At 58.8% G+C, this 13129-nt stretch carries 8 protein-coding genes; 4 read left to right on the forward strand and 4 right to left on the reverse strand.

What is annotated here, in order from left to right; translation table 11 throughout:
- The first annotated feature begins 193 nt into the window (after positions 1–193).
- The 3 genes from AO242_RS14415 (at position 194) to AO242_RS14425 (ending at position 2754) form a co-directional block, all read left to right on the forward strand.
- Positions 194–910 (forward strand): TetR/AcrR family transcriptional regulator, encoded by a 717-nt coding sequence (locus AO242_RS14415; RefSeq protein WP_099269239.1) that lies wholly within the window; start codon positions 194–196, stop codon positions 908–910.
- Between the two features lie 86 nt (positions 911–996).
- A complete protein-coding gene (nagZ, locus tag AO242_RS14420) occupies positions 997–1995 on the forward strand; it encodes a beta-N-acetylhexosaminidase (RefSeq protein WP_176560626.1) in 999 nt (332 codons plus the stop codon).
- Positions 1996–2004: 9 nt separating this feature from the next.
- Positions 2005–2754, forward strand: a complete 750-nt coding sequence (locus AO242_RS14425; RefSeq protein WP_099269241.1) for an S-methyl-5'-thioinosine phosphorylase — start codon at positions 2005–2007, stop codon at positions 2752–2754.
- 205 nt (positions 2755–2959) lie between these two features.
- On the opposite strand, the gene AO242_RS14430 is transcribed toward AO242_RS14425, so the two are convergent.
- From AO242_RS14430 to mfd, 3 genes are all read right to left on the reverse strand, one after another.
- Positions 2960–5701: a DEAD/DEAH box helicase gene (locus AO242_RS14430; protein WP_099269242.1), complete on the reverse strand. Its 2742-nt coding sequence runs from the start codon at positions 5699–5701 to the stop codon at positions 2960–2962.
- A gap of 71 nt (positions 5702–5772) precedes the next feature.
- Positions 5773–6297 carry a CsiV family protein gene (locus AO242_RS14435; RefSeq protein WP_099269243.1) on the reverse strand — a complete coding sequence of 175 codons (525 nt, stop codon included), beginning with the start codon at positions 6295–6297 and terminating at the stop codon, positions 5773–5775.
- Between the two features lie 11 nt (positions 6298–6308).
- Complete coding sequence (gene mfd / locus AO242_RS14440) at positions 6309–9761, reverse strand: transcription-repair coupling factor (protein WP_099269244.1); 3453 nt, start codon at positions 9759–9761, stop codon at positions 6309–6311.
- A gap of 216 nt (positions 9762–9977) precedes the next feature.
- Between mfd and AO242_RS14445 the strand changes: the two genes are divergently transcribed.
- The gene (locus AO242_RS14445) at positions 9978–11441 is read left to right on the forward strand and encodes a glyceraldehyde-3-phosphate dehydrogenase (protein ID WP_027898081.1); all 1464 of its coding nucleotides are present in this window, start codon (positions 9978–9980) and stop codon (positions 11439–11441) included.
- Positions 11442–11767: 326 nt separating this feature from the next.
- On the opposite strand, the gene AO242_RS14450 is transcribed toward AO242_RS14445, so the two are convergent.
- Entirely contained in the window at positions 11768–13060 is a 1293-nt protein-coding gene (locus tag AO242_RS14450) for an MFS transporter (RefSeq protein WP_099269245.1), read from the reverse strand.
- Positions 13061–13129 lie beyond the last annotated feature (69 nt).

The following is a 13129-nucleotide window of genomic DNA, read 5'->3' on the forward strand; positions in this document are numbered from 1 at the left end:
GTTGGCAATCGTCCTTTTCTCAGACTTGTTTTCAAGCTCCGGGGGCGGCGCGCCAGGGCGGACCAAGTGGGTGGCTACAGCCCGCGGTTTATATGGTTAAATACGCCCCTGTCGGCCCATGGAGTATCGCGGACTTGACAGATACATAATCTGAAACGTATGTTTCAAACAAGTGTTTGTCAGGCAGAGAACCATGGCCCAGTCGGAAACAGTTGAACGCATTCTTGATGCTGCCGAGCAGTTGTTCGCGGAGAAAGGCTTCGCAGAGACGTCGCTACGGTTGATTACCAGCAAGGCGTCGGTCAACCTCGCGGCGGTCAACTACCACTTCGGCTCCAAGAAGGCGCTGATTCAGGCTGTGTTCTCGCGCTTCCTCGGGCCTTTCTGTATCAGCCTTGACCGTGAGCTGGAGCGCCGTCAGGCCAGGCCTGATCAAAAGCCGACGCTGGAAGAGTTGCTGGAGATGCTTGTCGAACAAGCCCTCGTGGTGCAGCCACGCAGCAATAATGATCTGTCGATCTTCATGCGTCTGCTTGGTCTGGCGTTCAGCCAGAGCCAGGGCCACTTGCGCCGTTACCTGGAAGACATGTACGGCAAGGTTTTCCGCCGTTACATGGTGCTGGTCAACGAGGCTGCACCTCGCATACCTCCCATTGAGCTGTTCTGGCGTGTGCATTTCATGCTCGGTGCTGCGGCGTTCAGCATGTCCGGCATCAAGGCGCTAAGGGCAATTGCCGAAACCGACTTCGGCGTCAACACCTCGATTGAGCAGGTCATGCGCCTGATGGTGCCGTTTCTGGCCGCTGGCATGCGTGCTGAAACCGGCGTGACCGACGCCGCAATGATTGCTGCGCAACTCAAGCCGCGCACCAAAAGCAGCTCTGCTATCCCCAGTACCGCCAAGGCCTGACTGTTCGCGCATTGCGCCAGGCTCGATGATCAAGCACCATTGCCCGGACTGGATATCGGCAATGGTGTTTTTTTATGAGTTCTGGCCTGCAAGGCTCTTTAATGGTGGATGTCGCGGGCACCTGGTTGACCGCCGAGGATCGCCAGTTTCTGCGTCAGCCCGAAGTGGGCGGCCTGATCATTTTTGCCCGCAACATCGAGCACCCACGCCAGGTTCGTGAGCTGAGTGCGGCGATTCGTGCGGTACGGCCTGATTTACTGTTGGCAGTGGACCAGGAGGGCGGGCGCGTGCAGCGCCTGCGTCAGGGTTTTGTGCGACTGCCTGCCATGCGTTCGATTGCTGACCAGCCCAATGCCGAGGCGCTGGCTGAGCACTGCGGCTGGCTGATGGCGACGGAAGTTCTGGCGGTAGACCTGGACCTGAGTTTTGCGCCTGTGCTTGATCTGGACTACCAGCGTAGCGCTGTTGTCGGTACCCGCGCTTTCGAGGGTGATCCCGAACGAGCAGCGTTGTTGGCAGGCGCTTTCATTCGCGGGATGAATGCCGCTGGCATGGCCGCCACCGGCAAGCATTTTCCAGGGCATGGCTGGGCTGAGGCTGACTCCCACGTGGCGATACCCAACGACGAGCGCAGTCTTGAGCAGATCCGCGCCAATGATCTGGTGCCGTTTGCCCGGCTGAGCAAGCAACTGGCGGCCGTGATGCCTGCGCATGTGATTTATCCGCAGGTCGACTCCCAACCCGCTGGTTTTTCCCGGCGCTGGTTGCAGGAGATTTTGCGCGGTGAGTTGAAGTTCGACGGCGTGATTTTCAGTGATGACCTGTCCATGGCGGGTGCCCATGTGGTTGGCGATGCTGCCAGTCGTATTGAAGCCGCATTGAGCGCCGGTTGTGACATGGGGCTGGTCTGTAATGATCGAGCGGCCGCAGAGCTGGCGTTGACTGCTGCACAGCGGCTCAAGGTCAAGCCGTCGCCCCGTATCGCCAGGATGCGCGGTCAGGCTTTTGCCAGCACCGAGTATCGTCAACACCCGCGCTGGCTTGCCGCGCTTGAAGCCTTGCGCACCGCGCAATTGATCGACTAAGGATTTCTCATGACTGTTTACGCAATTTACGCAATTATTGGTGGTACCGGGCTGACTCAGCTCGAGGGCTTGAGCATTCGTCAGTCTTTGCCGGTGAATACACCCTACGGCGTTCCTTCCGGCGAGATTCAGATCGGTGATTATGCCGGTCGCGAAGTGATGTTTCTGGCGCGTCACGGCCATCCACATCGCTTCCCGCCGCATCAGGTGAATTATCGCGCCAATATCTGGGCCCTGAAGCACGCTGGTGCCGAGGCGATTCTGGCGGTCAACGCGGTGGGCGGGATTCATCCGGCCATGGGCACCGGGCATTTTTGCGTGCCTCACGACCTGATCGATTACACCAGTGGTCGTCAGCACACGTTCTTTGCTGATGATCTGGAGCAAGTGACCCACATCGACTTCAGCTATCCCTACAGTGAAGCGCTGCGCGGACGTCTGATTGCGGCGTTGGCGGCTGAGGGTTGTGAATTCAGCGAGCGGGGCGTTTATGCCTGCACTCAGGGTCCACGGCTTGAAACTGTCGCCGAGATCATCCGCCTTGAGCGTGATGGCTGCGACATCGTAGGCATGACCGGCATGCCGGAAGCTGCGCTGGCTCGTGAGCTGGAACTGGAATATGCCTGTCTGGCGCTGGTGGTCAATCCTGCCGCGGGCAAGTCGTCCGCTGTTATCACCATGGCTGAAATCGAACAGGCCTTGCATGACGGGATGGGGAAAGTGAAGGCGACACTGGCACGGGTGCTGGACGCGGTTTGACAAGGTTTACTGTGTAGGAGCCGAGCTGGCTCGCGATGAACGATGATTCTATATTCACGATAAACCGCAGTGTCTGAATCGCGGGCAAGCCCGGCTCCCACAGATATCGGCGATCCCTGTAGGAGCTGCCGAAGGCTGCGAAGGCGGTCTTGTCTGACACACCGCCTTCGCAGCCTTCGGCAGCTCCTACGGGGGCGTAATGCACTTACTTCTTGTCTTTTCTGGTCTGGGCGGGCAATGGCGCAAACAGGGCGGCAATGTCTTCGCTTTGCAGCTTCCAGTCGCCCGTCACCCGGCCATCCAGCACCCCGGCTGCGAGTGCTGATTTTTCCTGCTGCAGGCGCTGGATCTTCTCTTCCACGGTGCCTCGGGCAATCATCTTGTAGACGAATACCGGTTTGTCCTGGCCGATGCGATAAGCACGGTCGGTGGCCTGGTTTTCGGCTGCCGGGTTCCACCATGGATCGTAATGGATCACGGTGTCGGCCGCTGTCAGGTTAAGGCCGGTGCCGCCTGCTTTCAGGCTGATCAGAAAGATCGGCAGCTTGCCCGCCTGGAACGCTTGCACGGGCGTGCGCCGGTCTCGGGTCGATCCGGTAAGCAGGGCGTATTCAATGCCGCGTTGCTTGAGTTCGGCTTCGATCAGGGTCAGCATCGAAGTGAACTGCGAAAACAGCAGGATCTTCCTGCCTTCGGCCAGCAGCTCTTCGAACATCTCCATCAGGCTTTGCAGTTTGGCGGAGTGGCCCTGACGCGGGTTGGCCGGGGCGCTGTTGACCAGACGCAAGTCGCAACACACCTGGCGCAGCTTGAGCAACGCCTCAAGGATGATGATCTGACTGCGCGCTACACCTTTGCGGGTGATCTCGTCGCGGACTTTCTTGTCCATGGCCAGGCGAACAGTTTCGTATACATCGCGCTGGGCCTCGTTAAGTTCGACCCAATGGATGATCTCGGTCTTGGGTGGCAGCTCGGTGGCGACCTGTTCCTTGGTGCGACGCAGCAGGAACGGTTTGATCCGCGCGTTCAGATGCTGCAGGCGCTCCATGTTGCCGTGCTTCTCGATGGGGTTACGGTAGTTGCTGTTGAATTCCTTGCTGCTGCCCAGCCAGCCGGGCATCAGGAAGTGAAACAGCGACCACAGTTCGCCCAGATGATTTTCCAGCGGCGTACCACTGAGGCACAGACGTTGCCGGGCATTCAGGCTGCGAGCAGCCTGAGCGGCTTTGCTGTTCGGGTTCTTGATGTATTGCGCTTCATCGAGGATCAATGTGTGCAGTTGCAACTTCGCAAGCACTTCTTCGTCCCGAGGTAGCAGGGCATAAGTCGTCAGAATCAGGTCGTACTGATTCAGGTTTTCGAAGTCGGCGTGGCGATTGGCACCATACAGCGCCAGTACCCGCAATTGCGGCGTGAAGTTCTCGGCCTCGTCCAGCCAGTTGGGAATCAGGCTGGTGGGCATCACGGCCAGCGCCGGACGATCCAGGCGGCCGGCCTGTTTCTCCATGAGCAGGTGTGCCAGGGTCTGCAGGGTTTTACCCAGCCCCATGTCATCGGCCAGCACGCCACCGACTTCCAGTTCACGCAGCGACTGCATCCAGCTCAGGCCTTCGTGCTGGTAGGGCCGCAATGTGGCGTTAAGCCCTTCGGGTACGACGACCGGAGCGTCCTTGATATTGGCCAGCCGGTCCGCGAACTGGCGTAGACGATCGCCGCCTTGCCAGCTCAGGGGCAAGTCATCCAGCTCACCGAGGCGCGTGGCGTCGGCAGTGTTCAGCCGTAACGAGTTGCTGCCTTCTTCGCGCCAATAAAAATCGCCCAGGGTGGCCAGTACCGGTTTCAGACGCCCGTAGGGCAGGGCGATCTGCACCGGCCCACCGCCATTTTGGGTGAAGTGATTGAGCTGCACGAGCAGTTGTTCATCGTCGCCGCGCTTGGCGATCCCGGCCGCGCTCATCAATTCCGGATGACTGCGCAGCAGATTGATCAGGATCGGCAGAAGGCTCAGGCGTTCGCCGTTGACGATGATGCCCAGTTCCAGATCGAACCAGTCGCGCTCGGCCTCTTCGTCAATGACCGCGTACCAGTCGTCCACGGGCGTCACGTCGAAGGCAAAGTCGTCAGTGATAACGATTTCCCAGCCTTGTTCTTCAAGGCGCGGCAAGTCGTTGAGCACGAAGTGCAGCCAGGCCTTGTCGTTGGGCAGGTCGAACATATCACCGGCGGTGTCCGGCAGCGCTTTGCTTTGCCGCGTTGCGACCCGGAAACCCATGTCCTGCAGAACCTGGCGTTGCTGGCGTTCCAGCTCGCCCTGACGGCGGATACGCAGGGTCTCTGTTTCACGGTGTTCGATGATGTCGCTTTTCTGGTTAACCAGATCGCTGCCCAGAGAGCTGACCAGGATGCTGACGTTAGCCGTGCCGGTGGCGTAGTGTTTGTCGTAGCCGAAGGCAAGGGCGGCGCGATGCTGGATGTGCCGTTGCATGCGGCCGTTACGCGGTTCGTAGGCGCTGAACTCGACGCTGGCCAGCATCAGGCGCGGCTGCGGTTTTATGTCGTCGACCAGCCGTTCGGGCAGGGCTGGCGCTTTTTCGATGCGCGGTCGCTGCACTGACGGAGTGGTGTCCAGCGCAGCCTCCAAAGCGTTGCTGTTCTGCGGTGCATGAAGATAAAACAAGGCCGCCACACAATGCTTGCAGTTCTCGCGCATCGGGCAAGTGCATTTGCAGATCAGGGCATTGGCGAAGCGGTCAGGGTCTCTGAACTTGAAAGTCTGTGTATAGACTTCCGAACCTGAGCCTCGGCATGTCGTACGTGCGGAGTCAGGGTTGAGTTCCTCAAGCTGAATACGGTCTTCGTGGGCATAGTCAAACCCCCGTTCAACGGTTCTGCTGGTAAATAAATCTGTCCACGACCAAGCGAGGACCTTTTCAAGATTGGACGACACAGTTCAGGACAGCCCTACGCCGTAGCGATGCTTGAATGGAAAAAGAAGCACGTGTTGCGCTACTTGAATAATTAAAGAGGCGATACTTTCACCAGCATGGCCAGACTTCCGTGGTCCATATAGATCAACTCGCCGTTCTTGACCCGGGTGGTCTGTTTCAGGCGTTCGCTGCTGGTCAGCACACCATGGGCGTCAAGCTGGTTGACCCAGAAGTCTGCCGCGATATCGGTAAAGCGTGCAATGCCTATGCTCAAGGTGCCTTCAATCGGGAAGTGTCCCCACTGTTCCTCACCGCTGCTGACGGCGACCTTTCCCGGCTCTGCACTCAGGCTCTGCTGCCAGGCGCGGTGCAGCAATACCTGGTAAGTACCGCTGGCGTTCAGTTTGTCAGCCAGGTCCTTCAAGGCAATTCCGCGCTCACTCTGTGCATCAATCTTCTGTGCGTTGGCTGCCCAGTTCTCAGGTGCGACCTGACGCGTTGCAGCCGGTTCGCCTTGCTGGCGGAACAGGATCATTTCGACCTGAAAGTTGCCATCGGCAAAGGCTGCTGGCGCGATCAGCGTCAGCAGCAGGATGAGTGAGTGAAGCACACGCATGGATGAATCCTTCAAGCAGTTTTCGGGGTCAGGCGCTCGAACAGCGCTTCAATGGTGTTAAAGCGTTCTTCCGGACGCTCCATGGGCACCATGAATTTGAACAGCGTGGCACCTTCGAACTTATAGCGGTTGGGTTGGCCCTGAATCAATTTGATCAGGGTCAGTGGATCAACCGGCGTGTCCGCAGCAAACTCGATACGCCCGCCTTGAGGGCCTGCATCGACCTTCTTGATGCCCAGTTGCTCGGCCTGCAATTTGAGCAGGGTAATGCGCACCAGATGCTTGGTTGGCTCGGGGAGCAAGCCGAAGCGATCGATCATTTCCACTTGAAGATCCTTGAGGCTGTCTTCGTCAGTGGCATTGGCGATGCGCTTGTAGAGAATCAGGCGGGTATGCACATCCGGCAAATAGGCTTCCGGTATCAGGGCTGGCACGCGCAGGTTGATCTCCGGTCCGCCGCCCAGTGGCTGATCAAGGTTCGGTTGTTCGCCCTTGCGGATCGATTTCACCGCACGTTCGAGCATTTCCATGTACAGCGTGAAGCCTACTGCCTGAATCTGCCCGCTCTGGCCGTCGCCCAGCAGCTCGCCAGCGCCACGGATTTCCAGGTCGTTGGTGGCCAGTACAAAACCGGCACCCAGATCCTGAGTATTGGCGATGGCCTCCAGACGCTTTTCTGCATCCGGGGTGATTTGCTTGCGTGGCGGTGTCAGCAGGTAAGCATAGGCCTGGTGGTGACTGCGTCCAACCCGGCCACGCAATTGGTGTAGTTGCGCCAGACCGAATTTATCAGCGCGCTCGATAATGATGGTGTTGGCACTTGGTACGTCGATGCCGGTTTCGATAATGGTCGAGGCGATCAGAACGTTGAAGCGCTTGTGATAGAAGTCGCTCATCACCTGTTCGAGGTCGCGTTCACGCATTTGACCGTGACCGATACCGATACGCGCTTCCGGCACCAGTTCGGCCAGATCGGCGGCGCATTTTTCGATGGTCTTCACATCGTTGTGCAGGTAGTACACCTGACCGCCGCGCAGCAGTTCACGCAGCAAGGCTTCTTTGACCGTTGGCTTGTTCTGCTCCATGACGAAGGTCCGCACGGACAGGCGTCGGGCAGGCGGCGTGGCGATGATCGACAGATCGCGCATACCCGACACCGCCATGTTCAGCGTTCGCGGAATTGGCGTCGCGGTCAGGGTCAGAATATCGACTTCGCTGCGCAACGCCTTGAGCTGTTCTTTCTGACGCACACCAAAACGGTGTTCTTCGTCGATGATGACCAGGCCCAGATTCTTGATCTTCACGTCGTCCTGCAGCAGCTTGTGCGTGCCGATGACGATGTCGATTTTGCCCTCAGCCAGATCCGCAACCGCGGCACTGACTTCCTTGGCGGACTTGAAGCGACTCATCACTTCAACGCTCACCGGCCAATCGGCGAAGCGGTCGCGGAAGCTGTTGTAGTGCTGCTGGGCGAGCAGGGTGGTCGGCACCAGAATCGCCACCTGACGACCACCATGCACGGCAATGAACGCTGCGCGCATGGCCACTTCGGTCTTGCCGAAGCCCACATCGCCACAGACCAGCCGGTCCATGGGTTTCGGCGCGAGCATGTCGGCGCGGACGGCATCGATCGTGGTTTGCTGGTCCGGTGTTTCTTCAAACGGAAAGCCCGCGCTGAACGTGGCGTAGTCGGCTTTGGGGTCGGCGAATGCGTAGCCTTCCCGGGCTGCGCGGCGGGCATAAATGTCCAGTAGTTCGGCCGCGACGTCGCGCACTTGTTCGGCGGCTTTGCGTTTGGCTTTCTGCCAGGTTTCCGAGCCCAGTCGGTGCAGCGGGGCCAGAGCGTCGTCGCTGCCGGTATAACGGGCGATCAGGTGCAGGTTGGCCACCGGGACATACAGCTTGGCGTCCTCGGCGTAGGCCAGCATCAGGAACTCCGCGACCTGATTTTCCACTTCCAGTGTCGCCAGCCCCAGATAGCGACCGACGCCATGGTCGATGTGAACGACCGGAGCACCTTCACGCAGTTCGGTGAGGTTTTTGATGACGGCGTCATTATTGCCACCGTCGGTGCGTTTCTCACGACGCCGACGCTGCATCACCCGTTGCCCGAACAGCGGGCTTTCAGCGATCAGGGCGATAGCAGGTTGTTCGAGCAGCAGGCCGTCATCCAGTGGAGCGATGGTGATCGACAGGCGATCCTTGCCCTCAACGAAGTCATTCCAGCTGTCGACCGTTTTAGGTCGCAGCTTCAGACGTTCGAGCAGTTCCAGCAGCACCTCGCGGCGACCCGCTGACTCTGCGGTAAACAGGATGCGGCCGTCGAACTCTTCAATGAATTTCGACAGGGCGGCCAATGGCTGACTGGCCTTGGCTTCGATCGCCAGCTCCGGCAGCAACTGCGCCGGAAAGCGCTCACGGCCGACGCCGGTGTCGACGTCCTGCTGGCTCGCCACTACCCGAGGCCAGCTTTTCAGGCGGGCAAAGCAGTCTTCCACAGGCAGGAACAATTCAGCGGGAGGCAGGAGAGGCCGCTCGGGGTCTACGCGACGCTCCTCGTAACGGTTGCGTACGTCATTCCAGAAGTTTTCTGCGGCCTGTTCAATGCCCGGCAGGGAAAACACTTGAGTGTCCTGAGGCAGATAGTCGAACAGCGTCGAGGTCTCTTCAAAGAACAATGGCAGGTAATACTCGATACCGGCCGGTGTGATGCCGCTGCTCAGGTCCTGAAAGATCGGGCTGCGACGGAAATCCACATCAAAGCGTTCGCGAAACCGGGCCTTGAAGCGTGTCACCTCTTCCTTTTGCAACGGGAATTCACGCGCAGGCAAAAGGCGAACCGACTCGACTTTATCGATGGAGCGCTGGGTTTCAGGATCAAAGGTGCGCAGCGTTTCGATTTCGTCATCGAACAGGTCGATCCGGTACGGCAGTTTGCTGCCCATCGGGAACAGGTCGATCAGGTTGCCGCGTACCGTGAATTCGCCGTGCTCGTAAACCGTGTCGACATACCGGTAGCCGCTGGCCTCCAGGCGTGTACGCATGGCCTCGATATCAAGCGTCTGGCCAATGTCCAGAACCAGACTGCTGCCCAGCAGGAACTTGGTCGGTGCCAAACGATGTAGGGCTGTGGTGATGGGCACTACCAGAACGCCATGCACCAGCTCCGGCAGGCGATAAAGGCTCGCAATCCGCTGGGAAATGATGTCCTGGTGCGGTGAGAACAAATCGTAGGGCAGGGTTTCCCAGTCCGGGAAATGCAACACCGGCAAGCTGGGTGCAAAGAACTTCAGCTCTTGCTCGAGTCGCTCGGCACTTTGGCTGTCGGCGGTCAAAAGCAGGGTGAAGCGCTTGGCGGCACTGGCGGCCTCGGCAATCGCCAGGCTCAGCGCGGCACCGGGAAGGTTGCCCCAGTGTTGTTTGCCTGCCGCGGCAGGGAGTAGCGGTAGACGCAGAACAGGCACGGAAGATTGAGCTCCAAGCGTTGCGACGAGGGCCGCGATTGTACCGGGGGAAGGGTGCAAATGTCAGGTCTAAGACTACGCTGTGATTCAGAAGTGCACGCCTTGGCAATTTCTGAAGTGCAGCGGAACAAAATGTAGTGCTCGCTGATCTGACTACGGCGCATTGCCCTTAAACAAAGGCGGCGGCATAATGTAGCCCCTTTTTTCAGCCCCTACATGTGGAAGGTTCCCGTGACTCAGAAGCCCGACCAGTGTCTTGGTGAATGGATTGATCGTGAAGCTCTCGCCGAGACGATGATCCCGCTTATCGGTCAGCTCTACCGCAATAATAATGTGGTGAGTTCGATCTATGGCCGCAGCCTGATCAATCGATCGGTTATCGCGATTCTCAAAGCTCACCGCTTTGCGCGTCACCGCCAGTCCGATGCAAGCGAGTTGTCCGTACACGAGACTTTCCCGCTCGTTAAGGCCATGAGCGAGCTCAAGCTGGGCTCAGCCTCGGTGGACCTCGGCAAACTGGCCGTCAAGTTCAAGACTGAAGGCAACGGCCGCACCGCCGAGCAGTTCGTTCGTGAAGAGCTGGCCGAGCTGGTGGGGCAGCAGAACGCGTCGCCACGCAAGGGCACTGATGTTGTGCTGTACGGTTTCGGCCGGATTGGTCGCCTGCTGGCGCGCATCCTGATCGAAAAAACCGGCGGCGGCGATGGCCTGCGTCTGCGTGCAATCGTCGTCCGTAAAGGCGCCGAGAACGATCTGGTCAAGCGCGCCAGCCTGCTGCGCCGCGACTCTGTGCATGGTTCCTTCGATGGCACCATCACGGTTGATGAAGCCAACAGCACCATCACTGCGAACGGCAACCTGATTCAGGTGATCTACGCCAAGAACCCGACCGAAGTGGATTACACCCAGTACGGTATCAAGGACGCTCTGCTGGTGGACAACACCGGTGTATGGCGTGATGCCGACGGTCTGGGTCAGCACCTTGGGTGCCCGGGCATCGACCGCGTGGTGCTCACCGCTCCAGGCAAAGGCAAGCTGAAAAACATCGTGCACGGTATCAACCACGGTGAAATCACTGCTGACGACAAGATCGTTTCTGCGGCTTCCTGCACCACCAACGCCATCGTGCCGGTGCTCAAGGCCGTCAACGACAAGTTCGGCATCGTCAATGGTCACGTTGAAACGGTTCACTCGTACACCAACGACCAGAACCTGATCGACAACTTCCACAAGGGCGATCGCCGTGGTCGTAGCGCCGCGCTGAACATGGTGATCACCGAAACCGGTGCTGCCACTGCCGCTGCCAAGGCACTGCCTGAGCTGGCTGGCAAACTGACCGGCAACGCGATTCGCGTACCGACGCCGAACGTTTCCATGGCGATTCTCAACCTGAACCTTGAGAAAGCGACCACCCGCGAAGAAATCAACGAGTACCTGCGCTACATGGCGTTGCACTCGGACCTGCACAAGCAGATCGACTTCGTGAACTCGCAGGAAGTGGTTTCCACTGACTTCGTCGGCTCGCGCCACGCCGGTGTAGTAGATGCTGAAGCAACCATCGCCAACGATAACCGCGTTGTTCTGTACGTCTGGTACGACAACGAATTCGGTTACAGCCACCAGGTGGTGCGCGTGATGGAAGACATGGCGGGCGTTAACCCACCAGCATTTCCGCGTTAAGCCTCAGGTTAAGCGCTAAAAAAACGCCCCGGCCGGGTCACTGGTCGGGGCGTTTTTTTGTGGTCTGGTATCTGTAGGAGCGCTCCCGTCGTCCAGACGCCGCGCTGTCGCGCCAAACGAAGGGGCCGTAGGACCGGCTTCAGCCGGGAGGGCAATGTCCCTGACGAAAAGAAATAGTGCGAATGTACCGACGTCCTCCCGGCTAAAGCCGGTCCTACGAGATCCCGATATTTCAGTGACTTATGCGTTGTTCGATAAGGGCTACCGAAGGCTATGTACCTGACACTCCGCTATTCGCAGCCTTCGGCAGCTCCTACAGAATCCACTCAGCCGGCAGTCACAGCCTCAGGCGCTTGCAGTTTTTGCCCGCCCTTGCGGAACAGCACAAGTGTGGCGACCAGCCCAAGAATTGCTGCGCCTGTCAGCCAGATGCCTGGTGCAGCCTTGTTGTCCAGCGCGTGAATCAGGTAGGTACACGCTGCCGGGGTAAAGCCGCCAAAGGTTGCGGTTGCCAGGCTGTAGGCCAGGGAGAAGCCAGTTGTGCGCACTTCCACCGGCATGATCTCGGTCAGGGCAACCACCATCGCGCCGTTGTACGAGCCGTACAGGAATGACAACCAGAGCTCGACCATCAGCAGGTTACCGAAGCTCGGGTTGGCGACCAGCCAAGACAGGGCAGGGTACGCCGTCGCAATGGCCAGAACGGTTGCGGCAACCAGCAAAGGTTTGCGGCCAATACGGTCAGACAGCGCGCCCATCACCGGCAGCCAGATGAAGTTCGAAATCCCGACGAAAACCGTGACGATCAAGCTGTCGAGGTCGGACAGGTGCAGCTCGTTTTTACCGAATGTCGGCGTATAAGCAGTAATCAGATAGAAGGACACGGTGGTCATGATCACCAGTGCCATGCCGCCGAGCACGAGGCCGAAGTTCTGGCCAATCGAGCGCACCACTTCTTTCAGCGTCGGGCGATGAGTGCGAGCTTCGAATTCCGGGGTTTCTTCCATCGAGCGGCGAATCACGAAAATCACCGGTACAATCAGGCAACCGATCAGGAACGGCACGCGCCAGCCCCATTCGCCCATCTCTTCCGGGCTCAGCCAATGGTTCAGGGCAACACCCAGCAAGCCGGCGAAGACCACGGCGGCCTGCTGACTGGCGGACTGCCAACTGACGAAGAAACCTTTACGGCCAGGGGTAGATATCTCCGCCAGATAAACCGAGACACCTCCCAGTTCCACGCCAGCAGAAAAGCCCTGTAGTAAACGACCCAGCAGCACCAGCAACGGCGCAGCGACGCCGAGGGTTGCATAACCCGGCACACAGGCAATCAGCACTGTGCCCATGGCCATCATGGCCAAGGTTACAACCAGACCTTTTTTTCGGCCGTGGCGGTCAATGTAAGCGCCAAGGAAGATCGCCCCCAGCGGACGCATGAGGAAGCCAGCGCCGAACGTTGCCAGTGAAAGCATCAGTGAGGCGAATGCGCTGTCGGCAGGGAAGAAGGTTTTGGCGATGGCAGTGGCGTAGAAGCCGTAGACCATGAAGTCAAACATTTCAAGGAAGTTGCCGCTGACAACGCGAAATATCGCCTTGCCTTTGCCGGTGTTCGAGGTCATTGAAAATTACTCGCTTGGGCTATCTGGTCAGGGCCTTGAGCACTTGCAACATCAGCCAGAAGGCTCTGG

The sequence above is a fragment of the Pseudomonas sp. ICMP 561 genome (assembly GCF_002699985.1).
Taxonomy (GTDB): domain Bacteria; phylum Pseudomonadota; class Gammaproteobacteria; order Pseudomonadales; family Pseudomonadaceae; genus Aquipseudomonas; species Aquipseudomonas quasicaspiana.